Here is a 21,807-nt window from a genome sequence, read left to right as displayed (position 1 = left end):
GATGTCGGCCGGCCATGCGGGCCGCATGTGCGATTTGGTCCAGAAAGTCCCGCCGAGCCCGGATAGGTCAAGGATCAGTCCGGTGCAGTCCAGCCGAAGGGTTTTTCGCCCGGAAGACTGCCAGCAGACGAAGAAGGTTCGGGAACACGCCTTCAGCATTGCGGAAGATGCTCGGGATCGGCTTCCGCGCAGGGCATGACGGTTCGCGTGCCCGCACAGGGATTCACGGCCATGCGCGCGACATCCATCGTCTCCATGTCTCTGGCGCTCTCGGTCTTGTCCGGGCTGGGCGCACAGGCGGAGACCGCCGGGAGCCTCTCCACGACGGCCGTCAGCGGCAGCGCCGCCGCGATGTACAATCTCGGAATCCTCTACATCAACGGCCAGGGCGTGAAGCAGGATTTCGGTACGGCCGGACGCTGGTTCGAGAAGTCGGCCGCCGGCGGTGACGTCGACGCCATGCTCAACCTCGGCAGCCTGTACTACAACGGCCAGGGCGTGAAGCAGGACTACGCCGCCGCGGCTGCGTGGTTCGAGAAGGCCGCCCTGGCGGGCAACGCCGAGGCCATGAACAACCTCGGCAGCCTCTACGATGCCGGCCAGGGCGTGACGCAGGACTACGCCACCGCGCGCAGTTGGTACGAGAAGGCGGCGGCCGCCGGCGCCGCGTCGGCCCTGTACAATCTCGGCCTACTCTACGCCAACGGTCAGGGCGTCGGGCAGGATTACGGCGCGGCCGCGTCCTGGTTCGGGAAGGCCGCCGCCGCCGGTAACGTTGACGCGATGAACGCCCTCGGCAGCCTGCACCTCAACGGTCAGGGCGTGAAGCGGGACGCCGCCGCGGCCCGCCGCTGGTTCGAGCGGGCGGTCGCCGGCGGCAACGTGGACGCGATGAACAACCTCGGCAGCCTCTACCTGAACGGCCAGGGTGTGAAGACGGACGCCGCCGCGGCCCGCCGCTGGTTCGAGAAGGCGGCCGCCGCCGGCCACGCGGAGGCGATGAACAATCTCGGTTTCCTCTACGTCAACGGTCGCGGGGTGAAGCAGGATTTCGAGGCCGCCCGGCGGTGGTTCGAGAAGGCCGCCGGCGGCGCCGCGGCCGCGAACGTCCCCGGCGACATCGCGCTCCGCTAGAGCCGTTCCCTGTCGGTTCGGGACGGAGGTGATCGCCGGGCCCGTGCCGAACGAGGCACCGGTGCCCTCTTCCGCGAGAGAGAGGGGCCCTGGCGCGGCTGCCGGGACCGGAGTTGCCGCCCTTCCCAACCGTCGCAAAACGATCGGGAACGGCTCTTGGGCGGGGTCGCGGTCGGGGCGCGCACGTGTCATGCCGGCGGGCGCGGTCCCCACCGGGCCGAATGGGGCGAGGATACGGCTCGGATGGGGCCAGGATGGCCCCCTCCGTCTCCGACGCGACCCGTCCGCAGGGACCAGACATCGATGCCGCTGATCGACCCCGCCCGCTCGCTCCTCCTCGTCATCGACGTTCAGGTCCGGCTGATGCCGACGATCGCGGAAGGGGACGGGGTCGTCGCCAATGCGGGCCGCCTCCTCGCCGCCGCGCAGCTGCTCGACGTCCCGGTCCTGGTCACCGAGCAGAATGCCGGCGGCCTCGGGCCGACCGTGCCGGCCCTGGCGCCCGAGCCCGGGACGGCCTTCGCGAAGATGAGCTTCGGCGCGACCCGAACCCCCGGCTTCCTCGAGCGCCTGCCCGCGGACCGCGACCTCGTGGTCAGCGGCTGCGAGGCGCATGTCTGCGTGCTGCAGACGGTTCTCGGGCTGCGCGAGTCCGGCCGCCGCGTCGCCGTGGTGGCCGACGCCGTGGGCTCGCGGCGGATCGAGAACCGGGAGGCCGCGCTCGCCCGGATGGCGGCCCACGGCGCCGAGATCGTCACGACCGAGATGGTGGCGTTCGAGTGGCTCGGCACGGCGCGGCACAGGCGGTTCCGCGACGTCGTCAGGCTCATCAAGTAGGCACCGCGGCGGTCCTCGCCGCGGCGCGCGCCTCAGGAGCCGTCGAGGGCCGCGCGGGTCTGCGGGTCGGGTCCGATGTCGTCGGTGCCGGTCATGCCCAGCACCTCGATCAGGCGGGTCCGGGCGCGGCTGACCCGGCTCTTGATCGTGCCCACCGCGACGCCGCAGATGGCCGCGGCCTCCTCGTAGGTGAAGCTCTGGGCGCCGACCAGGACCAGCGCCTCGCGCTGGGCCGGCGGCAGCCGGTTCAGCGCGCTCTGGAACTGCGCCATCTCCATCCGGATCTCCTGCTCGGGGAGGGCGGTCAGGCGCCCGGCATGGAGGCCGTCGGCGTCCTCCACCTCGCGCTTGCGCTTGCGCTGCTCCGAGTAGAACAGGTTCCGCAGGATCGTGAACAGCCACGCGGTCAGGTTGGTCCCGCGGCGGAAGCTGGCGGCGTTGACCCAGGCGCGCACGAGCGTGTCCTGCACGAGGTCGTCCGAGCGGTCGAGGTCGTAGGTCAGCGAGAACGCGAAGGCCCGCAGCGCCGGGATCGCCCCCAGCAGGAGGTCGCGCATCTCCGCGTCGGCGCCCCGGGGGGCCGGACCGGATCCGCTCCCCGCGGGGGCGGCTTGCAGCATCAGGGTCATCGCGAGGCCTCCGTGTCGGAGTGTGCGGCGAGCTCGTCGAGCAGCGTCCGGAGCCGGTCCGGGATCGGCAGGGCCAGGACGCCCGCGTAGTGCAGGCGCAGGCCGCGCCCGATCCGGTCCCGCGCGCCATCGTCGATCGGCCGGCCGGGTCCGCCGACCGGCACCGGGCGTGACGCGGCCGCGGCGCCCGGTCCGGCCGGGTCCGCCGCGCCGGCGGAGCCCGGAATCCCTGGATCGTCCTCGGTCCCTGACATGGTCGCGCCCCCCGGTCGTGCGCGATGGGGCCCCGAGGGGCCCGGCGGTCCGCCGGACCGTTGTCCCCATCGGTTCGGCGAAGACGCGTCTCATCGCCTTCCGGCAGCGCTGGTAGGCGCGACGGATTTAATCGGTTCTGAACCCCGCATTCATCCAATTTTAATCTTGAAATAGCCCAGCTTGCGCCGAATTTAGTCCATAAAGTCTCAGATACAATTCAGAAATACTTGGCTTTAGCTTGGCCGTGGCGACACTCGTCCTCCGTGCCTGAACGCGGGATGAGCGCACCGCGCCCCGGGCCGGGCGCGCCGCGAAGGCCCCGCTCAGAGCTTCACGCCCTCGAGATAGCCGCGGTTCCAGGTCGGGCTGATCAGGATCTCGTTGACGCAGACGGAGGCCGGCAGGCGGGCGACGAACAGGATCGTCTCGGCGAGATCCTCCGGCTGGAGCATGCGCCCGCGATCCTCCGCGGTGACCGGGACTGGCCGCTTGTCGAGGAGGGGCGTCGCGACCTCGCCGGGGCAGATGCAGCAGGACCGGATGCCGTGCCCGCACTCCTCCTGGTTCAGGCTCTCCGAGAGCGCCACGAGCCCGTGCTTGGCGGCGGAATAGGCCGGTCCCGTCAGCTTGGAGACGTAGCGGCCGGCCCAGGAGGAGACGTGGATGATCAGGCCGCTCCGCTGCGCCCGCATGGTCGGCAGCACTGCCCGCGCCGCGTAGAAGGGGCCGTTGAGATTGACGCCGACCACGGCGTCGATGCCGGCCGGCGTGATCTCGCTCCAGCCGCGCCGCGGCACGTTGAGGCCCGCCGCGTTCACCAGCAGGTCGCAGCGCCGCCACGCGGCGTGAACCGCCTCCCAGGCGCGCTGCACGTCGTCGGCCACGCCCATGTCGGCCGGGGCGACCAGCGCCTCGCCGCCCGCCGCGCGGACCATCTCCGCGGTGCGCGCGAGGGCCTCCTGACCTCGTCCGGTGAGCGCGACCCGCATGCCGGCCCGCGCCAGCGCGACGGCGGCCGCCTGCCCGATCCCGGATCCGGCCCCCGTCACCCAGGCGACCTGCCCTTCGAGCGCGCGCATCATGGCCTTCGGCTCCCGCCCTACGGCTTGGCGACGAGCGGGCAGCCGCCCTCGGCGAGGGGGCGGAAGGCCTGCTCGGCGGGGATCGTCTCCAGCACCTTGTAGAGGTCCCACGGGCCCTTCGACTCGGACGGCGCCTTCACCTCGAACAGGTACATCGGGTGGATCTTGCGCCCGTCCGCTCGGACCACACCCTTGCCGAACAGCGGGTCCTCGGTCGGGTTGGCCTTCATCCAGGCCATGGTCTTCTGCGGGTCCGTCGACTTCGTCGCCGCCACGGCCTTCAGGTAGTGCAGGAGCCCGGCATAGACGCCCGCGTGGTTCATCGTCGGCATGCTGTTGCCGTTGCGCGGGTAGAAGCGCTCCGAGAAGGCCCGGGTCTCCGGGTTGAGATCCCAGTAGAACGACTCGGTCAGCACGAGGCCCTGCGCGGTCTGCAGGCCGATCGCGTGGACGTCGACGGCGTAGATCAGCAGGGCGGCGAGCTTCTGGCCGCCGTCGGTCAGCCCGAACTCGTGCGCCTGCTTGACCGCGTTGACCGTGTCGCCGCCCGCGTTGGCCAGACCCACAACCTTCGCGCCCGAGGCCTGCGCCTGCAGCAGGAACGAGGAGAAGTCCGTGGCGGGGAACGGGACCCGCGCGGCGCCCAATACGCGCCCGCCGCCCGTATCGATCACGGCCTTCGCCTCGTTCTGAAGGGAGAGCCCGAAGGCGTAGTCGGCGGTGAGGAAATACCACGTGTCGCCGCCGCGCTTGAGCATGGCGCCGGCCGTGCCGTGCGCCAGGGCGTAGGTGTCGTAGGTCCACTGGATCGTGTTCGGCGAGCACTGCTTGCCGGTCAACTCCGTGGTGCCGGCCCCCGAGTCGATGAAGACCTTGTTCTTCTCGCGGGTGACCTGGCTCACCGCCAGCGCAACCGAGGAGGTCGGCACGTCGAGGATCGCGTCCACGCCGTCGCGGTCGTACCACTGGCGGGCGACGGCGGCGCCGATATCGGGTTTGTTCTGGTGGTCGGCCGAGACGATCTCGACCTGCACGCCCGGCTCGGTCTTGGCGAAATCCTCGACCGCCATCTGCGCGGCGACGACGGAGCCCTTGCCGCCGGTATCGGCGTAGACGCCCGACATGTCGTTGAGGACGCCGACCTTGACGCGGATCGGCTCGGCAACGGCCGGCCCGGCGAGCGCGGCGAAGCCGATCGCGACCGAGAGTACGCAACTCCGGATCGACGCCATGGCAGACCGTCCTCCGCGGCAGTTTCTGTCTTTCGGCCAGGAGGGCACGCTGGCATCCCAGCGTCAAGCAGCGGTCCGCGACCGGACCCGGGAGCGGTGAGACAGGCCGGTGCCGGATGTGTCGCGGCGGCGGTGCTGACGGAATCGGGCCGGAACGCCCGCCCGAGACCGGCCCGTCGCGACATCGAGATCGGCGCGGTGGAGCGGCCTCAGCCGGCGCGCTGTGCCGGGCGACGGTCACGCCCCACGGGCGCGAGGCCCGGCCTCGGCGATCGAATGTCGTGGTGCCGGCGGAGGGGATCGAACCCCCGACCTTCGGTTTACAAAACCGACGAAATACCATCTCGCAGCCTAACACAGCCTCACAGCGCGCGGCATTTGCAAGCCGTTGTAGAAGCTTGTTTTTTCCGGAGTGTTGGCTAGTGTTAATCACGGAGCCTAACAGGGCCAAACGTGCCTTGGGTGTTACCCTGGTGATACCCTCAGAAGGCCAGCGGTTTCGGAGCGAGGTCATGCCGAAGGCCCTCACCGTCAGAGGGATTGAGGCCTTGAAGGGCGGACCGGTCCGGGCCGAGGTCCCGGACGGGCTGATCCCCGGCCTCTATCTCATCTGCCAGTCGTCGGGCGTGAAGTCTTGGGCCGTTCGCTACCGTGCCGGCGGTCGGACTCGGAAGCACACGCTCGGTCGCTACCCAGCCATCGATCTCGCGAACGCTCGTGAGATTGCTCGGCGCACTCTCGTGGCAGTCGCGTCGGGGCGCGACCCGGCTGCCGACAAGGCCGAGGCGCGCCGCTTAGCTGGCGAATTAGCTGGACCGGCACGGGATCGGTTCGACGCTGCGGCCGCGCTGTTCATTGAGCGCTATGCCAAGGCCAACACGAAGGAGCAGACCTGGCGGGAGAGCGAGCGGTTGCTCGCGACCCATGTCCTGCCGCTCTGGCGTGCTCGCCGTGTGCAGGAGATCGCCAAGCGCGATGTCGTCGAGCTGATGGATGCCATCGTCGACCGTGGTGCGCCCGTGTCGGCTAACCGTACCCTCGCGGTAGTACGGCGCATGTTCGGCTGGTTGGTCGAGCGCGGCGTGATCGTCGCAAATCCCTGCGCGGAGGTGAAGGCGCCGACGGCGGAGAAGAGCCGGGATCGCGTCCTGTCCGACGACGAGCTGCGAGCCATCCTGCGGGCCTGCGATCGGCTCAACGAGCCGTTCGGCGCGCTGATCAAGCTGTTGGCGCTCACCGCCCAGCGCCGCGATGAGGTGGGCCAGATGACGTGGCGCGAGGTCGACCTCGATGCGCGGCTGTGGACGATCCCGAAGGAGCGGGCGAAGAACGGGATCGCGCACGACGTGCCGCTTTCCGACGCGGCTGTGACGGTGCTTACCGGGGTCCGCCGCATCGCGGGCAGCCGAGGACTTGTGTTTACCACTACGGGCGAGACGCCAGTTTCCGGCTTCAGCAAGATCAAGAAGCGCCTCGACGACGCCGTACCGGATGCGCCGCCATGGGTGCTGCACGACCTGCGCCGCACCGCTGCTTCGGGCATGGCGCGGCTCGGAGCTAATCTGCCGGTGATTGAGAAGGTCCTGAACCACACGTCCGGCTCTTTCGGGGGTGTGACCGGGATCTATCAGCGCCACCATTTTGCGGATGAGAAGCGGGCGGCGCTGAATGCGTGGGCGGCGCATGTCGAGGCGATCGTCGGCAAGGAGGCTCGGTGAGCGACAAGCCCGACATGAAGGCGTTGGCCGAGCAGGTGCGAGCGTTTGCTCAAACGCCGCGCATGCAGGAGCTTAGACGGCAGTTAGAGGCGTTTCAGCAGTCACCGCCGGAGCATATCCGCAAATTGCGGGAAGATCTCAAAGAGTTCAGTATTAGACAAAGAATGCAACTAGGCCAACGTGGTCAGTCTGGCGTTGAGCCATCGAAGCCTAAGAAGCGTTCGCGGGGACGTCCTCCCGGTGCGCAATACCCAGAAGATGCAGCGCTGGTCGCCGCAATGCATAGAGAAATACTCTCAACCGGAGCGAAAAAAATCCTGCCGATCGCTCGCAAATTCGCCAGTTCCGCAAAGGGCAGCTTTGCGGAAGAGAATAAGGCCCGCCGTCTAGAGCGAGCCTACCGCAAGCGCTTCGGATCAGCCGTGGAGAGAAAATAGCCGAATTTCTCTCCATATCAGCTGATTATTACTCCATAAAATTCGATTTTAAATCCTTCGCAATCCGCGGTGACCGCGAGCATGTTTGCTTTGCGGCGCGAGAGTTCGCGCGCGTTTGGAGGTGTGAAGATGAGCGAACGACAGAAGCTCTACTGCACCGCGACCCAGGTCCGCCGTCGCTATGGCGGGATCTCTGAGATGGGTCTGTGGCGCTGGATCCATGATGGGAAGATCGACTTCCCAAAGCCCGATCTGATCGTGAATGGCCGGCGACTCTGGAGTGAGGAAACACTCGACCGCTTCGACGCTCGCCTTTCGGTGAAGGAGGCCGCGTAGGCCATGAAGCAAGAAACCCGCGCATCGCGCGGGGCGATGACGGGTCTCGAATTGTCTGCTGTGGCGGCTGACAAACTCGTAGATACCGCGAAGCCCCTCGCTCTTCAAGCATCCACGCTCGCCAAGCGCTTCGGCTTGACGCCGTCTGTGGCGGCGACGATCGCCGAGTTGGCCTATCCCGCAGTCGACAGCTGGAGGGCCCGCGCATGATCGCGATCGCCTCCCCCATTCACACCGCTACCATCAACGCCATTACGGTCCGCTTCTTCCGCGGGCCGACCGATGGCCCCGACATGCCTTGGCATGCTCACGAGGAGCTGCTGGCAGCCCTCGCAATGCCACGCGACCTGCGCCGCCTGCTGAAGGCCGCGCTGCTGAAGCACCGGAAGGATGCCTGCCACACGGTCGAGGTCGACGGCGAGCCGCTGCTACTCGCGCCGCACTTCGTCGCTCAGGGCTTGATTGGCATGGCCCAGGAGGTCGGGAGGGGCGTCACCACGACGCCCGACCTCGTCGACCGCGAGTACGCTCGCGCCGGTGTCGCCGCGATGAACGCGCTAACCGCGCACCTGTCGGCGGCAGAGGATCGGTTCACTTGGGCGATACAGGCCTTCCAAAATCAGGGAGGCGCGGCATGAACGCGCCAATCCAAAATCCCGATCGGGCGGCAATGACCGCTCACACCTTCGACGCCGTCGCCGAGGCCGCGTCGATTGCCGAGAGCTACGCCAGGATGGCCACCGAGATGGCGTCGATCGGTGACGCCCGCGGTCTGCGGTACGCGCTGCGCCAAGCCGCCGTCGCCCTCGCCAGCGCTGCGGACGCGACGGCGCTGCTCAAGTCCACCAGTTTGCGCGGAGGCGCCTGATGTCCGAGCGCGCATACAACCATCCAGAGTCGGATCCGTCGGACGCCTATCACGGTTGGCCCGGCCCAGACCCCTACGAAACGCCGCGGAAGGCGAGTAGCCGCCAATCCCAAACACCGCCGCCGCACTTGGGCATTGAGAACGCGGCCGACCTGCGCCGGATGACTTTCCCGCCCATCCAGTACGTCGTGCCTGGGTACATCGCGGAGGGCTGCACGCTCCTCGCGGGGCGGCCTAAGCTCGGCAAATCATGGCTTGTTTTGGAGAGCGGTCTCGCCGTGGCGATCGGGAGCGACTGCCTCGGCGGCATCGCCTGCAGGCAGGGTGACGTGCTGTACCTCGCCTTGGAGGACAACCGGCGCCGGCTCCAGCGTCGCATCGACAAGGTGCTCGGCGCCTTTGCGAAGGAATGGCCTGCCGCCTTCGAGTACGCGACTGAGTGGCCGCGTGCCAACGAGGGCGGCCTCGACAGGATCCGCGAGTGGATCAAGTCCAAGGCTAACCCGCGCCTCGTCATCGTGGACGTGCTGGCCATGTTCAAGCCGGTGCGAGGCTCCAGCGAGTCCTTGTACGAGGCTGACTATGCCGCCATCAAAGGGCTGCAGGGCCTCGCGGGCGAGTACGGCATTGCCATCGTGGTCGTGCATCACACCCGGAAGTCCGGTGCCGAGAGCGACCCATTCGAGAAGGTGTCCGGCACGCTCGGCCTTTCCGGCGCCGCAGACACCGCCTTGATCCTCGACCGGGACAGCAACGGTGCGACGCTCTACGGCCGCGGTCGTGACATTGAGGAGATCGAGAGCGCAGTCATCTTCGACAAGGAGTCCTGCCGCTGGCTCATTCAAGGTGAAGCCACAGACGTCCGCCGGACGGACGAGCGTAGCACGATCCTCAGCGTGCTGTTGGAAGCCGACGCATCGATGTCGCCGATCGATCTGTCCGACGCCACCGGCATGCCGAACCTCAACATCCGGCAGTTGCTCTTCAAGATGGTCAAGGCCGGCGAGATCGAGAAGTGCGGCCGCGGGCGCTACCGCCATCCCGACCGCGCCGACATCGGTAACAGCCAATATCCCCGTAACAACGATAACAAGATAACAAATCCGGGGGTCTATCGGCGCTCTCACGATGGGGAGGGCTACGATGACTGAGCCAGACTTGTTACCATGTTATCGATGTTATGGGGGCTTGGTGACCCACCTCCAACAATCGCCTCAGGCGTCGTCGACCACCGGCACGGCGAAGAACTTGAATGGATCCTCGACCACGCCGCCCTGCGCATCCATGGCATCCGCACAGTGCTGGCTCTCGATCGGCGTCGAAGGTCGAGACGTGAAGGTGGCGGTAGGCGCCTCTAGGCTTGCGGCTCTGATTTGCTTTTCGACTTCGCCTTCATGGGTCGAATGGCAGAACATCCAAGGCTCGCCATCCTTCTCGATCGTCACGTAGGCCATGGGCATCTCCTGCGGTTCGGAAGGGACAACGCAGCAGGATGCGATCGGGCAGCGGACGACGGGTCGCGATGGCGGACCGGTAGGACTATCGCCTTTCCTCAGATCCCCACGCTCGCTGCGCCGGCTTCGGCCGCCTCTTTCACGCTAGCGCCGTTCCGCAGGGCTGTCGCGACGACGGTCGACATCGTGTCGACGGCTTGAGCACGATCCTCGGCGTGATTGTGGGGAATACTCATCCGCAACCTCCGGTGAGCGTACTGCCCATCAGGAAATTTGAGATCCAATCGATCTCTGAGTATTCTGATGGCCCCCGCGTAGTCCCGATCAAAGCAAGCATTCCCGATATCAGGTTTGTTTTTGAAAATCGGGAATTCCTCTTCTTGGGGCGGCAAATCGCCCTGACGATGATTAGCGCCGCCGACAACAAAATCGAACGCTTTGGCGATCATTCGATAGAAAAACGGCATCGGAGCCTCCTGAGCGGGCAACAGATGACGCAACCGATCAGTGTTCGTGACGCGGATACTGAGTGTGCGGGTGCAAGGAGCGGGCCATGCCGATCGTTGAGCAAAGGGGCGAATTGTTCGCTGCCCTGTGCCGGACGCGGTGCGGTCTACGAACCGGCAGGCAGCCGAAGGTCGCAATCCTGTGCCGCTTCACCCATCGAGCCAACCAAAGCCGAGAGAAGGGTAAGTCAGCGCCGCCCGCCGCCACTCGGCTTCGTGTCGTTCTCGATCGCCCGCAAGGCGTTCTCGAAAGCCTTGTCCTCAGTGGTGAAGGCCCTGTCCGAGCGCTCGATGAGCTTGCCGCTTCGGCGCAGCGCCCAACCAAAATGGCCTTCCGGCTTCTTCAGAGGCTCAATGGTGACTGAGTAGGGGTGTGGCACGTCAGACGTCATGGCCGAGCTATGCCGATCTGGCCGCTCGGCCGCAAGTACATCGCTCAATCAGTAGTGTGCGATTTGCCGGCGCGATAGCGTCACCAGAAATCCTCGGTGATAAGTGCGCCGCTCCGGTCGAAGGTGCCGCGCCAACCTCTGTCGGGGAGGCGGACAGTCACCAGCGTCTGACCCGCATCCTCGCTGCTGCCGGCCTTGATCCGCGCATCGACCTGGCCTTGGCGTTCCATGCGCTTCAAGTCCGTCGCACTGACGCCGAGACACAACGCCAGTTCGCGGGGATCGACGATCCAATCGCCCTGATGTCCGAAGGTGAGCCTCATGGGGCAGCCCTTCATCAGTTCGGCAGCGGTTGCGAGGCAGCGAGTGACGATGGCGCGCCTAGGCTTGAGGCAGGCCGTGGCGTTCACCCGATGATCAACCGGATCAGCAGGCACGCCACCGCCGAGCCCGAGAGTGCGATACCGAGCAGGTATGGGCTGGGAAGCTGATCGCCCGAGTTGACGTTCTCCCCCCACCGGTGAGTCGGCTTGTTGGCAGCCGCTCCGCTTGCCGAGCTTGTGTTCACGTTTGGATAGATGTGCGCGCTCATAACGAATTCCTTCCAATGGTTGAGCTTGCGGAAATTATCCCACCGCTCACTGCGCGGCGCAGCTTTCGGACCAGAAATGGGAAACAGAATTCAATGGTGCGACAAATTAGCATGAGTATCCCGCATTGGATATAACGAAGTATCACGCTCCATAACTAAGGCCGACAAAGCGTCGGCGAGCGAATTTTAGATAGCTACGGCAGCATCTTGCCGCGGCGCATCATGTAATCCATCGTTCTAGCTACGCAGTGATTGAGGCGTAGCCACATCATGACCAATCCTCTCCGACGAGACGCCTTGCTCCGGCTGAAGGTCGAGACCGATCTCGCCCGAGCGGTGGAGACCGCGGCCCGCCAGCGCGGCCAGACCATGAGCGAGTTCACGCGGCAGAGCCTTCGCGCGCAACTCGCCCGTCACGGTGTTCGGCTCGGTCCCGACGACGGCCCCCGCACTCCGCCGGCCGCTCCCGCCCTCGCTCGTGCAGCTTGAGGGAGGTGAGCTTGAACCTCCCGATCGCCAACATTCGCCAGGACCGGCACGTCGCGTCGTACGTCAGCCTCGGCCGCAGTCGGCCTGACCTGAAGCCGGTGGTGCTGGATGCGCCTCTTAGCTCGACGCAGATTTCCGCTGAGCGCGTCGCCGCCCAGGTCGAGCGCGAGGCCTTGGAAGCCAGCCGGTCCGACGTACTGCTGAACGGCACCTCCGACGACGTCGCTGCGCTCGACCACCGTATTGCTCTCACCAAGATCCGGCTGGACCAGCTGGAGGTGCAGCACGCCGCTGCGGTGCTTGCCGAGGCTGAGGCCAAGGCCGCTCACGAGGCCGAGCAAAAGCGCCGCAAGGATCTGCATCGCAAGGCCATGAAGGCCTCCGCCGAGGTCGAGAAATTGGCGACGGAGTACGTCAGCGAGGCGAAGCGTCTGGTTCCGGTGCTGGAGAAGATCCGCGAGCGGGCCGCGCTGATCGAGGCTGCCAACTTCGCCTTGCCCGACGGCGCCGATCCGGTCCCGCCCGGCGAGCCCCGTTGCAGCTGGAGCGACAGCGCTGACCAGCCGCACAGCTCAATCGCCAGTCGCGTCAAGCTGCCCGCCCTCGGCAACGACGCCGGCTTCATCTGGGGCGAGGTCGCTGCCCCGCTTCCCTACAGGATCATCCATGACCCGCTCTGAGATCGAAGACGGCGCCGCGTGGGCCCGTCGCACACTTCGCAAGCCTGAGCCGACGACCCCCGAGCGCAAGCTGAATTCGGCCGGACGCATCGCAGCCTGGTCGGCTCAGAACCTCCAGGACGAGGCCAAGGGCACGCAGACCCGGTCCGCTGTCGAGCAGACCCGACGCGACCTGCACACCCCCGGCTCATCCTTCACGGTCGGTTCCGAACGCTATGCAGCGGACGGCTCACGCTGGAAACGCGTGGCCTAACCCCTTCACCAGCTCCCCAGGTTGCATGCGGTTTCCTGGGTCGAGGGACGGTCGCGCCAGCGTGTGCTGTCCGCTGGCGCGGCCAACCCCTCTCAAGCCGAAGAGCAGCACACGGACACAGACAATGGCCAGCACCAAGCCCGACACCACCGTGGAGACCGACGTGCCGGTCATCGAAGTCACGCCCATCGATCACGGTGATGCTCACGGCGTCGGCAACATGGAGCAGGCGCCGATCCGGCCTGACCTGCTGCACGAGACCGCAGAGGAGGTCGCAGCCCGTGACGCAGCCTGGCGATCGGCAGGGGTGAGGTGAATGACGGTGTCAGTCGCCGCCACCACCACCACCGCCGTCTCCACCGCCGCAGCTTCCCCCATCGCTGGAGAAGCCGCCAGCCGAGCAGCCATGACCACCATGACCGCCGGAAGACGAGCCAGTGTCTGTCGAAGGGTTCGAGCCGCCGTAGCTCCCCTCTCCGCCACTACCGCTGCCGTTGTAGATGTAGCCGACCCGCACGCGACGCTCTCGCGTCAGCATGTTGAAGAAGCTGGCCACTATCGCGATCGCCGCGATGACAAGGACCGCAAGCTCAAGCGACTGCTTCATGTCCATCGGAACCTCCATCGGTTCGTCGGTCAGAGCAGTCTAGCACGCGCCGCTCCGCAGCGCCCTGAGGCCCATGAGCCGGTGGGACCCAACGGGGATCTCCGCACGGAGGGTGCCCTGATGCGAGTTCCCAGGGTCCTTCCCAGGGGTGGTCAGGCCCGAGGGCCCGCCCGAGCAAAGCTTCTGTCTAGGTGCGGTCGGCCAAAAGCATGCAACGCGCAACGTCACGTGCAACAGGCACACGCAACATGGCAACGACTGAAACCAGAGCAGCCTTCGCCCGCCGTCACGGTGTGAACCGTTCGACGGTCGGCCGCTGGGAGGCCAAGGGCAGCATCGTGTTGACGGTCGACGGGCTGGTGAACGTCGAGGCGTCGGAGCAGCTGCTCGGCGGCCGGGCGGAAACCTACCGCGGAGGCAAGGCCAAGGGTCCAAGCGCTCAGAAGCTCCCGGCGAAGGCCGATCCAGTTCTGGATGCACCGCCAGCTCGCGATCCGTTGGCGCTGGCGCACACCGGCCTCGCCGAGGTGATCCGCGCGATCGGCCCCTTCGCCGCCCGGATGGCGCTGGAGTTCGGCGCGCCGCTAGAGGTGGCCTATGGGCTCGACCAGGCCGTTGCCGTCGAGGCGGATGGCATCGCTGCCCGGTTCCTGGCCCAGCATGGTCACCCAGATACGGCCAACGGCTACGGAGCGCTGGAAAGCCTAGGCCTCGACTTCGCGGAGGCGGACTGGGCCGCGCTCGCCAAGGCCACTGGCGTGCCGCTCGACCTCGATGCGCTCGATGCGTGGTTCACCGGCACGGCCTACTGGCGCGAGCCCGCGAAAGCAGCCGCATGACCGATCAGCTGACTTCTCAGCCCATCCCCTCCAACGACCCGCCGCGCATCGGCGAGGTCCGCGAGTTGTTCGGCATCAAGCTCCGATGGAACGGCTCTCAGTGGCAGAAGGTGACCGCCCATGGCCGATGAAACGCTCCGTATGCAGGCCGAGGTTGTCGACCGGTTCTCCGGTCCGCTGAAGGCCCTCCGAGCCCAGCTGCTCGACACCAGCCGCCAGGGGGCCGCGCACGGCGAGAACCTCGCAAAGGGCTTGGGTAAGGTTGAGAGTGCAGCCAGATCAGCCGGGCAGGCCGCCCAGACCGTTCTCAACCCCGCCCTGGCCGCGATCGGCGTCACGAGCCTCGGCACGGGCGTGGCAGTGGCCGGCGTCGTGAACGCCCTGAACAGTTTGGGCAGCAGCTTGTCGAGCCTCGGGCAGCTCGGCCGCGAGACCTCGATGGCTGCCGATCAGCTTCGAGTGTTCCAGTCAGTAAGCGGCAAATTTGGCATCTCCAGCGATGCGTCCGCTGCCGCGGCGAAAAGCTTTGCGACGAACATGAGAGACATTCGCCGGGGCGTCGGCGAGACCATGGGTTTCCTGCAATCGCAGAACCAGGTGGTCGCTCAGTTTGCCATCAAGCTTAAAGGCTCGAAGAACAACGACGATGCCTTGAAGATGGCTGAGGAGTTCATGGAGCAGATCCCCAACGCGGTGGATCGGGGTCGCTTCGCTGAGAAGCTGTTCGGCAACATGGATCTGGGCCGGCTCGGGGATAGGCACCTCGGCGCGATCCGGGACCTGAACGCCAAGGCTGCGGAAAAGCTCGGGCCACTTGATCCGAAGATGGTCGAGTCCGCCGAGCGGTACGAGCGGGCGCTCGCCGACCTGCGCTCCTCCATGTCACGGATCGGGACGACGATCGCTTCCGAGCTGATGGGGCCGGCCGAGCGGTTCGCGACGTGGATCGACGACATCGCCTCCGGCAAGCGGAAGGATCTGATCGACGGCGTGCGGAAGGGCATGCACGACATCGGCGACGAGCTGGGCAAGATCGACTGGAAGGCCGCCGGCCAGAGCGCCGAGCAGATGCTCACGAGCACGACGATGCTGGTGAAGCCGCTGGCCGAGAGCGTGAAGGAGATCGCTGCGGCAATCAAAAGCTTCAACGAGGGCAAGCCGGCCGAAGCGCTGCGCCACCTCGACGGCGGTAGTGGCCCGCTCGCCCGCCGGCTCGCTCCGATGCTGGGTGACGACGAGATCAATGCCCAAGAGAACGTCGACAGGCTGCGCAAGCTGCGGGACGTGTCGCGGGATGCATCTCAGCACCTGATCGGTCGGACGCAGCAGCGCATGGGCCTGCTCGACACGCCGGAGGTTGCAGAGAAGAAGCTGGCCGACGCCGAGGCCGAGTTGAGCCGCCTGAAGGCTCGGACGCCTGAGCAACGGCAGAAGGACTACGAGCAGTCGACCGAGCGGTTGCGGAAGTCGGTTGACGGCTTGAGCGAGCAGCTGAAGCAGCAGCAGAACGGCAAAGATGCGACCGCGCAGAAATCGTCTCTAGACGCCGACGAGCTGTTCGGGGGCGCCCGCATCCAGGCCGCCTCGCTCGGCGGCGCCAGGATCTACGGCGGACCTGGAGGAACGGGCCCCATCCCCGAGGCTCAGCGCAACGCCGCCCGCGAGAGTTTCAGGCGATACCTGATGCGGCGCGTTCCGGGCTATACGGGCGGCGACACCGTGCCGATACTTCCGGACGGGACGATCCCCGGCCTCGGCTACAAGCCTGGCGCTGGCGGGCGGGCGACCAGCATGGGCGGAGACTCTTCGCGACTGCCAGGGATCGGCGGCGGCCGGGGCTCAACACCGGCAATTCCCGACTCGGTTCCGATGACGGCCGATGAGCGGAACACGCTCGGGCTCATCATGAAGTACGAGGGCGGCGGCAAGAACCAGATGAACTACATGGGTAAGCGCCTCGGCGTCGACCCCATGCAGGCCAAGGGCTACACCGCACAGGGCTACTACCAGATGCTGAACTCGAACTGGCGCCGGATCGCTCCGGGCCTCGGGATCACGGCGCCCAACGCGATGTCCGGTAGCCTGGAAGAGCAGACCCGCGTGGCTCTCCACCTCTTGCGGAACGGCGGGATCCGCAACTGGTCGAACTATAATCCGGCGCTTCGAGGCGCGCTCGCCCGCAGTGAGCGAGCGCCGGTTGCGAGCATCCCGCCGATCGGCGAGCGACCCCGCATCTCATCGAACGACCCTGACTTCCTGCCGAATGGCACACCCCGCATCCTCAAGCCCAACAGCATGAAGGATGCGCCTGGGCTGACTATGGACGACGCCAGCCGTCTGCGTGGTGGTGCCGATGGTGAAGGCTGGGCAGCACGGGAGAAGGCCAGGAAAGCCTTCGAGACGATGCAGCAGGGCGAAGGCCGCCTCGACGCCTCTGCCGCTCGTGCCGGTGTCGTGGGTGGCCAGAAGGTTGAGGCGAACGGCAGCGTCAGCGTCGTCGTGCAGCGACCGGGGCCAGACACGAACGTCCGGACCTCGGCCTCCGGCAACCTGTTCAAGGACGTGGTGCTGAGCCGGGGGCGGACGATGGCTCCGGCGGAACGTGGGTAACCACGCCGCACGCCTCCGCAAACTGAGCAGTTGCAACTTTAGATTTTGTGGCGAGAATGTGGTCGCAGATTGAGGGGTGCGGGTGCTGACATGCGGTGCGGATCGGTCTTGCTGGCTTTAGCTCTGTCAGCCTCTCCGGTCATCGCGGCGCCGAAGCCGCCCGCCTACTATCCGGCGGAAGATTTCTTCAACTCGCGGTACGACCTGCGCGAACGCGTCATCGCTCAGACCATGCTGATCGGTGCAGGTTATCAGAACGCTGTTCCAACCGAACGCTTCACCCTTAACATCTTCAACGCCACGCGCGATTTCCAGATCGCCAACGGTCTTGCCCCATCTGGCAGCCTCGATCAGCTGACGTCGGATAGGTTGCTGGCGGCGGCACGGCCCATGTTCAACATGTGGAATTTCCGGCAGATTAGCCACCCTGTGCGCGGCCGTCCAATCTGGATGCCGCAAGGTATGGGGCTGCAGCAGTATCCGAATAAGAATGGTCTGTCCTACCGCGAGCCGCAGGGCCGCTTCCGCGTTTTGTATAACTATTTCCCCGACATCACGGCTGATTTTGTCTACGCAGACACCCTAAACAAAATGAAAATGGATGGCACGTTCGTCCATTACTCTGTGATTAAGGACGGATGGTTCGTCATTTCTGCCACCTCGGCCACAGGCGAGGACAGATATCTTCGCTATCATCAGGACGGGTCAGGCATCCTCGGCTTCGTGGCGTTCTGGAACAACGCCAACGGCGTCGTGAACGGCGAGCGCATAGCTGTACTCATGTCGGCGTCGCTCGGCTCGGTGATGAACGGACGACCTTTTGTAGAGCCGCCCGGCTTCCTACAGGAGGCGCCAGCGAGCGTCGCTGCGGCCCCTGCTGTCGTGCCGGTGAGCCGGCCAGATCCTGCCGTGATCCCCCCGACGCCAAAGCCGCTTGCACCTGCGCCAAGCCCCGTTGCGCCACCGCCAGTCGCGCAGTCTAGGCCCGAGGATAAAATCTCTACGGGCAGCGGGTTTTTCGTCGACGCACAAGGCCGGTTCATCACGAACAACCATGTCATCGAGACCTGCAAGGACGTGGTTGTGAAGACGCCAGACGGTCAGATCCGGAAGGCCAGCGTCAAAGCAACCGATGCGGCTAATGACATGGCCATAGTCCAGGTGACCGGCGCGGAGGGCCACAAGTTCGCGCCTCTACGGCTAGGCGCCCGGCTTGGCGAAGGCATCGCCACGTTCGGTTACCCTCACCTCGACATGCTCGCCAACACGGGCAACTTCACGCTCGGCAATGTCACTGCGTTGGCGGGCGTGAACGACGACTCGCGCTTCTACCAGATCTCTGCGCCCGTTCAGTCCGGCAATTCTGGCGGCCCTGTTCTGGACAACTTTGGCAATGTAGCGGGCGTCGTTCAATCGAAGCTGAACGTGCTGAAGGTTGCGATCGCATCTGGCGACTTCCCGCAGAACATCAACTTCGCCATCAAGGGTGCAATCCTAGCCTCGTTCCTGGAGAGCAACGGGGTGATGATCACGCCGGGCTCGATCACTGGACAGAAGCTTGACCCGGCGGATCTCGCAGATGCTGCTAAGGCCGTCAGCGGTCTAGTGGCTTGCCAGTGAGGGCTAGGTAGCCGTCTCCTACGTCAACCTGCTCCGCGGCTCGGCGCAGAACCAGGGGTGGCAGATGACGAAGGCGAAATAGGTCTCAGAGTCCCAGCACCTCAAAGGCACGGCAGACGATCCACGCCCCTAATAGAAAGAGCACAAGACTACTCCACCCAAACAAGTAAATTAAAAAATGTGTTATTGTTGCGACCTTTCGTGCCGTATCTGGAAGAACATCGCACTCTCCCTTTGATATGAGATCGCTTAAATGTTTTGGGCTTTGGTAAGTATTTGCTATAGCTAGCCAATTCCGCCATATCAGTGCGGCTAACAACCCGCTTGCGACGAGCCCGCCGGCGAAACAGAACAATGCCGGAGCGAGAGAATGAAGAAAGGAGATCGCAACCATAATAGATTTCTGGTCGGATTTAGAGATTAATGCCCCGACTAAACTTAAAAGAGCAATTATGGCGCCCCCGTTCAGCAGAGTTAGATGCTTTACGCTTTGAAGGCCGTATTGTTTGACATTTTCGTACGCGTTTAAACTATACCCGTAGCTTTGATCAGCGTATACCTTCATTGCCAGCAGAAATTTTTCGCTTTCGAAGTCGCGAAATTGCTCTCGCATCTTCAGCTTCTCTGCTTCATCAAGCGGTGGCTGTATCAAGGAAGCCTCTCTTGGCAGTCTGTTCCGGCAAGCCGGCCACGATAGCGACGAAGGCGCTTGTGTCGAGACAGGGCTGAATGAAGCCGATCTTTGAGGGCGAGCGGCAAGCCTCGTAGATTAAGCTGGTTCCGGAGCCTCGCCGTGTTGGCATTGTCAAAACCTAAGGGTTACTCGTTGATGGGGAGCAAACGTATTTCTTGGCGAAGTTCATATCGTTGATCACACAAGCTGCAGGCCACAATTGCTCCAGCTTTGATCTGGTGAGCTGCCGCAGCATTCCTCATGCCGCATCTTCTGCAATTCCAGTTCCCTGCCCTGATTTGATGCCACACACGGCCGTCCCGCAGCAATACATTATGCTCTGCGCCGCATCTAGGGCAAGTCGTGACGTTATTTGCGGCAAACCAGTCTACGTCACGTTCCATGACGAAGGTACATCCGTCAAAATCACAGACCCAATCACAATTCCTATCTATTTTAACATTGAACATTTCGGAAGAAAGAACTAGATCAAGCCGTGATTGTATTTTTTGACATTTATCTTTGATTTTTTTGTATATTGCCTCCTCACCTGCCTCAAGTGCGCGGATGGTTGGTGCATGTAAAAAACTTCCTAAGCTTTGGTAATTTTTGCGAGCCCACGGCAAATCCATGCGGTGTTCAGTCGCCGCGATCTCGTCAAGGCCTTCAAGGCCCAGTTTCACTTCCATGTCACCGGTTAAACCGCGGACCATTTCGCTTAGCTCTTTTAAAACCTGATCCGCCTGCCAGCGACGCATCAGACTGAACGAAGCCTCAGAACGGTGCAGCTGCAGCAAATCATAGGCAAGCGACTCTATGCACATGCGCTGCTCCAGCGCGGCATAGCGAAGCTGGGCATCGTCGCCCGACGCAAGGTGCTCGTTCGCCCGCTGCAGGTGATCGCGGGCGCGTTCGCGAAGATCCGGCACTTCGGCCATAGCTATCTCGCCTTCAGTGCCTCTGACGTCCCCAATTGGAGATTTTGGTGGGCCCGGCAGGACTCGAACCTGCAACCAGACCGTTATGAGCGGTCGACACTAACCGATGATCTACGAGTTGTTTTTTATGTGACAGCCGACAGAATAGCTCCCGAAATGATTGTATATCGTTGGGGTCATGTCTTTGCGCATTGATTCATGTGTATCGTAGCGACAAACGTCAAGATCTAAAATAATTCTGACGCCAGCCTCCACGATGAATTCCAAACTTCTCAGTTTTGTTCCTTTTGGTAAGCCAAATATGACGAAATAACTATCATCTAAATCTGATGTGCTAATTATTTTTCCATTCGACTCTAAAACGTTCACGTTCTTTGCGTTAATACTGTAATCTTGGCGCTGATTATCAGAGCCAGGATAGGTAAGAAGGTCGTTTTCGACACTTTCTCTTGAGTGAGAAGCGTAGCTGGAATTGGCTTCGACCAAATAACGCAAATCTGGCTTGTATGATGTCGATGCAAGCGTGTCCAAATAATCATTTTTTGATTTATAGAACGAGAGCCATACTGCAAAATCTTTAAATGGACTGTCGTCTGTCTTTATAGCTTTTGGATCAACATATTGATTGCGGGCCACAGCACTTGCATAAGCCTTGCAAAATCTTTTAGTATCTTCAGAGCATGTGTTTGTGAGCTCTATGTAAAGATTTGGCTTGCCAATCTTAAAGAGCATTCTGTCAAGATTGTTGACCGATTTCTGGCTATTGCTGAGTATGCTCTGTGATACCTCTGTCGATCTTGCTTTATCTGCGGCGTTGCCGTTCTGCTCAAGTAATTGAATGATTGCTCCGACAATCATAGAAGATATAATGCCAGCCAATGAGAAATAACCCCATTTAGTTATCGCTTTCGTATCTTTGTCCTTAAAATCCCCTAGTATTCCTACTATACCAAGGATACCAGTCACAATCCCAGAGCAAATCTTCAAAATTGAAAGCATATCCAGCATACTATTGCCTCAAGTTTGAAAATATGAATTGATCAACTCTGTTAGTGGCATACTTTCTAGTTCGTCATGCCGCCGAAACTTTCCTCAGGCGTACCCCGCAGCCCCTCGCCATTCTCATCGATGAAGATGACGCCGACGGCTCTACCAAAGGCGCAGCAGGAAGCCACCGGCCAGCACACGACGATAAGGGTCACGGCGGACACGGCGATCTTCTACGCCGATCCGGAGAAGCGGTTGGGCCTCCGCCGCTTAGGTCGAGGCCGGAAGGCTACGACCTTCAGGTCCGAAAGGTGCTGGGTCAGGCTGTCGGGCAGCTTAGGCTTCGTCCGCCTCACTTCAGATAGCCCCTCGCCTTCAGGTGCTCGGCTAGAGCCTCGCGAAGCACTTCTGGCCGCGTCGGCTTCGGATCCGGTTGCGCGGCGATCAAAGCGTCTAGGGGGGCCACGTGCTCGGGCTGCACCCGCACCTGGATCTGGATGCCGGTCTGCTTCCCGCGGGTTCTACCCGTGCGCATGTGGTACCATAGTTGACGTGCCTCGCGGCCAGTGGTACCACAATGCCGGTCCGGCGGGAAGGTGGAAGCTCCCGCACCGGACCTAACCCCACCACTCTGTTGAG

Annotated in this window: 29 protein-coding genes and 1 tRNA gene; 16 read left to right on the top strand and 14 right to left on the bottom strand. The window is 63.7% G+C overall.

Annotation, left to right across the window (positions count from 1 at the left end; translation table 11 throughout):
- Positions 1 to 231: 231 nt before the first annotated feature.
- Positions 232 to 1,134: a tetratricopeptide repeat protein gene (locus ACLBX8_RS27330; RefSeq protein WP_447700229.1), complete on the top strand. Its 903-nt coding sequence runs from the start codon at positions 232 to 234 to the stop codon at positions 1,132 to 1,134.
- Positions 1,135 to 1,437: 303 nt separating this feature from the next.
- Entirely contained in the window at positions 1,438 to 1,971 is a 534-nt protein-coding gene (locus ACLBX8_RS27325) for an isochorismatase family protein (RefSeq protein ID WP_056529984.1), read from the top strand.
- A gap of 32 nt (positions 1,972 to 2,003) precedes the next feature.
- Here the strand turns inward: ACLBX8_RS27325 and ACLBX8_RS27320 are convergent, their stop codons facing one another.
- From ACLBX8_RS27320 to ACLBX8_RS27300, 5 genes are all read right to left on the bottom strand, one after another.
- Entirely contained in the window at positions 2,004 to 2,600 is a 597-nt protein-coding gene (locus tag ACLBX8_RS27320) for a sigma-70 family RNA polymerase sigma factor (RefSeq protein ID WP_020094385.1), read from the bottom strand.
- On the bottom strand, positions 2,597 to 2,854 hold the full coding sequence (locus ACLBX8_RS27315; RefSeq protein WP_042671734.1) for a NepR family anti-sigma factor: 258 nt from the start codon (positions 2,852 to 2,854) through the stop codon (positions 2,597 to 2,599). Before ACLBX8_RS27315 ends, ACLBX8_RS27320 begins: the two co-directional genes overlap by 4 nt.
- Before the next feature lie 324 nt (positions 2,855 to 3,178).
- On the bottom strand, positions 3,179 to 3,937 hold the full coding sequence (locus ACLBX8_RS27310; protein ID WP_447700228.1) for an SDR family oxidoreductase: 759 nt from the start codon (positions 3,935 to 3,937) through the stop codon (positions 3,179 to 3,181).
- A 17-nt stretch (positions 3,938 to 3,954) separates the two neighbouring features.
- Positions 3,955 to 5,169: an ABC transporter substrate-binding protein gene (locus tag ACLBX8_RS27305; protein ID WP_447700227.1), complete on the bottom strand. Its 1,215-nt coding sequence runs from the start codon at positions 5,167 to 5,169 to the stop codon at positions 3,955 to 3,957.
- A 282-nt stretch (positions 5,170 to 5,451) separates the two neighbouring features.
- Positions 5,452 to 5,521, bottom strand: a tRNA-Thr gene (locus ACLBX8_RS27300).
- Between the two features lie 160 nt (positions 5,522 to 5,681).
- Between ACLBX8_RS27300 and ACLBX8_RS27295 the strand changes: the two genes are divergently transcribed.
- The 7 genes from ACLBX8_RS27295 to ACLBX8_RS27265 all read left to right on the top strand — a co-directional run bounded on the left by ACLBX8_RS27295 (position 5,682) and on the right by ACLBX8_RS27265 (position 9,679).
- Positions 5,682 to 6,887 (top strand): tyrosine-type recombinase/integrase, encoded by a 1,206-nt coding sequence (locus ACLBX8_RS27295; RefSeq protein WP_447700226.1) that lies wholly within the window; start codon positions 5,682 to 5,684, stop codon positions 6,885 to 6,887.
- On the top strand, positions 6,884 to 7,324 hold the full coding sequence (locus tag ACLBX8_RS27290) for a hypothetical protein (RefSeq protein WP_447700225.1): 441 nt from the start codon (positions 6,884 to 6,886) through the stop codon (positions 7,322 to 7,324). Before ACLBX8_RS27295 ends, ACLBX8_RS27290 begins: the two co-directional genes overlap by 4 nt.
- Positions 7,325 to 7,453: 129 nt before the next feature.
- Positions 7,454 to 7,660, top strand: coding sequence for a helix-turn-helix transcriptional regulator (locus ACLBX8_RS27285; RefSeq protein ID WP_091928138.1), 207 nt, complete (start codon positions 7,454 to 7,456; stop codon positions 7,658 to 7,660).
- 3 nt (positions 7,661 to 7,663) lie between these two features.
- On the top strand, positions 7,664 to 7,870 hold the full coding sequence (locus ACLBX8_RS27280; protein WP_447700224.1) for a hypothetical protein: 207 nt from the start codon (positions 7,664 to 7,666) through the stop codon (positions 7,868 to 7,870).
- The gene (locus tag ACLBX8_RS27275) at positions 7,867 to 8,298 is read left to right on the top strand and encodes a hypothetical protein (protein WP_447700223.1); all 432 of its coding nucleotides are present in this window, start codon (positions 7,867 to 7,869) and stop codon (positions 8,296 to 8,298) included. Before ACLBX8_RS27280 ends, ACLBX8_RS27275 begins: the two co-directional genes overlap by 4 nt.
- Positions 8,295 to 8,528 (top strand): hypothetical protein, encoded by a 234-nt coding sequence (locus tag ACLBX8_RS27270; protein WP_447700222.1) that lies wholly within the window; start codon positions 8,295 to 8,297, stop codon positions 8,526 to 8,528. Before ACLBX8_RS27275 ends, ACLBX8_RS27270 begins: the two co-directional genes overlap by 4 nt.
- Positions 8,528 to 9,679 carry an AAA family ATPase gene (locus ACLBX8_RS27265; protein WP_447700221.1) on the top strand — a complete coding sequence of 384 codons (1,152 nt, stop codon included), beginning with the start codon at positions 8,528 to 8,530 and terminating at the stop codon, positions 9,677 to 9,679. The genes ACLBX8_RS27270 and ACLBX8_RS27265 overlap by 1 nt, the downstream gene beginning before the upstream one ends.
- A gap of 63 nt (positions 9,680 to 9,742) precedes the next feature.
- Here the strand turns inward: ACLBX8_RS27265 and ACLBX8_RS27260 are convergent, their stop codons facing one another.
- From ACLBX8_RS27260 to ACLBX8_RS27240, 5 genes are all read right to left on the bottom strand, one after another.
- The gene (locus ACLBX8_RS27260) at positions 9,743 to 9,982 is read right to left on the bottom strand and encodes a hypothetical protein (protein ID WP_447700220.1); all 240 of its coding nucleotides are present in this window, start codon (positions 9,980 to 9,982) and stop codon (positions 9,743 to 9,745) included.
- Between the two features lie 98 nt (positions 9,983 to 10,080).
- Positions 10,081 to 10,449 (bottom strand): hypothetical protein, encoded by a 369-nt coding sequence (locus ACLBX8_RS27255; protein ID WP_447700219.1) that lies wholly within the window; start codon positions 10,447 to 10,449, stop codon positions 10,081 to 10,083.
- Positions 10,450 to 10,676: 227 nt separating this feature from the next.
- Entirely contained in the window at positions 10,677 to 10,868 is a 192-nt protein-coding gene (locus tag ACLBX8_RS27250; RefSeq protein ID WP_447700218.1) for a hypothetical protein, read from the bottom strand.
- Positions 10,869 to 10,960: 92 nt separating this feature from the next.
- Positions 10,961 to 11,290 carry a DUF6522 family protein gene (locus ACLBX8_RS27245; protein ID WP_447700217.1) on the bottom strand — a complete coding sequence of 110 codons (330 nt, stop codon included), beginning with the start codon at positions 11,288 to 11,290 and terminating at the stop codon, positions 10,961 to 10,963.
- Positions 11,287 to 11,472, bottom strand: coding sequence for a hypothetical protein (locus ACLBX8_RS27240; RefSeq protein WP_447700216.1), 186 nt, complete (start codon positions 11,470 to 11,472; stop codon positions 11,287 to 11,289). Before ACLBX8_RS27240 ends, ACLBX8_RS27245 begins: the two co-directional genes overlap by 4 nt.
- 500 nt (positions 11,473 to 11,972) lie before the next feature.
- Here ACLBX8_RS27240 and ACLBX8_RS27235 point away from each other — a divergent pair, with 500 nt between their 5' ends.
- The 3 genes from ACLBX8_RS27235 (at position 11,973) to ACLBX8_RS27225 (ending at position 13,210) form a co-directional block, all read left to right on the top strand.
- Positions 11,973 to 12,641 carry a hypothetical protein gene (locus ACLBX8_RS27235; RefSeq protein ID WP_447716124.1) on the top strand — a complete coding sequence of 223 codons (669 nt, stop codon included), beginning with the start codon at positions 11,973 to 11,975 and terminating at the stop codon, positions 12,639 to 12,641.
- Positions 12,628 to 12,894, top strand: a complete 267-nt coding sequence (locus ACLBX8_RS27230; RefSeq protein WP_447700214.1) for a hypothetical protein — start codon at positions 12,628 to 12,630, stop codon at positions 12,892 to 12,894. Before ACLBX8_RS27235 ends, ACLBX8_RS27230 begins: the two co-directional genes overlap by 14 nt.
- 124 nt (positions 12,895 to 13,018) lie before the next feature.
- Entirely contained in the window at positions 13,019 to 13,210 is a 192-nt protein-coding gene (locus ACLBX8_RS27225; RefSeq protein ID WP_447700213.1) for a hypothetical protein, read from the top strand.
- A 9-nt stretch (positions 13,211 to 13,219) separates the two neighbouring features.
- Here ACLBX8_RS27225 and ACLBX8_RS27220 read toward each other — a convergent pair whose 3' ends face one another.
- Positions 13,220 to 13,507: a hypothetical protein gene (locus ACLBX8_RS27220; protein ID WP_447700212.1), complete on the bottom strand. Its 288-nt coding sequence runs from the start codon at positions 13,505 to 13,507 to the stop codon at positions 13,220 to 13,222.
- 242 nt (positions 13,508 to 13,749) lie between these two features.
- On the opposite strand from ACLBX8_RS27220, the gene ACLBX8_RS27215 reads away from it, so the two are divergent.
- From ACLBX8_RS27215 to ACLBX8_RS27200, 4 genes are all read left to right on the top strand, one after another.
- Entirely contained in the window at positions 13,750 to 14,340 is a 591-nt protein-coding gene (locus ACLBX8_RS27215; protein ID WP_447700211.1) for a hypothetical protein, read from the top strand.
- Positions 14,337 to 14,471 carry a hypothetical protein gene (locus ACLBX8_RS27210; RefSeq protein ID WP_447700210.1) on the top strand — a complete coding sequence of 45 codons (135 nt, stop codon included), beginning with the start codon at positions 14,337 to 14,339 and terminating at the stop codon, positions 14,469 to 14,471. Before ACLBX8_RS27215 ends, ACLBX8_RS27210 begins: the two co-directional genes overlap by 4 nt.
- Positions 14,461 to 16,950 (top strand): hypothetical protein, encoded by a 2,490-nt coding sequence (locus ACLBX8_RS27205; RefSeq protein WP_447700209.1) that lies wholly within the window; start codon positions 14,461 to 14,463, stop codon positions 16,948 to 16,950. The genes ACLBX8_RS27210 and ACLBX8_RS27205 overlap by 11 nt, the downstream gene beginning before the upstream one ends.
- Positions 16,951 to 17,058: 108 nt before the next feature.
- Positions 17,059 to 18,570, top strand: a complete 1,512-nt coding sequence (locus tag ACLBX8_RS27200; RefSeq protein ID WP_447716123.1) for a trypsin-like peptidase domain-containing protein — start codon at positions 17,059 to 17,061, stop codon at positions 18,568 to 18,570.
- An 85-nt stretch (positions 18,571 to 18,655) separates the two neighbouring features.
- Here ACLBX8_RS27200 and ACLBX8_RS27195 read toward each other — a convergent pair whose 3' ends face one another.
- From ACLBX8_RS27195 to ACLBX8_RS27185, 3 genes are all read right to left on the bottom strand, one after another.
- Positions 18,656 to 19,222 (bottom strand): hypothetical protein, encoded by a 567-nt coding sequence (locus ACLBX8_RS27195; RefSeq protein ID WP_447700207.1) that lies wholly within the window; start codon positions 19,220 to 19,222, stop codon positions 18,656 to 18,658.
- A gap of 167 nt (positions 19,223 to 19,389) precedes the next feature.
- The gene (locus ACLBX8_RS27190; RefSeq protein WP_447700206.1) at positions 19,390 to 20,181 is read right to left on the bottom strand and encodes a hypothetical protein; all 792 of its coding nucleotides are present in this window, start codon (positions 20,179 to 20,181) and stop codon (positions 19,390 to 19,392) included.
- 111 nt (positions 20,182 to 20,292) lie between these two features.
- Positions 20,293 to 21,189, bottom strand: coding sequence for a hypothetical protein (locus tag ACLBX8_RS27185; RefSeq protein ID WP_447716122.1), 897 nt, complete (start codon positions 21,187 to 21,189; stop codon positions 20,293 to 20,295).
- Positions 21,190 to 21,807: the final 618 nt, after the last annotated feature.

The organism is Methylobacterium sp. D48H (assembly GCF_053345715.1).
The sequence above is the reverse complement of the archived record's forward strand: the minus strand, read 5'-3'. Positions and strand labels throughout refer to the sequence as shown.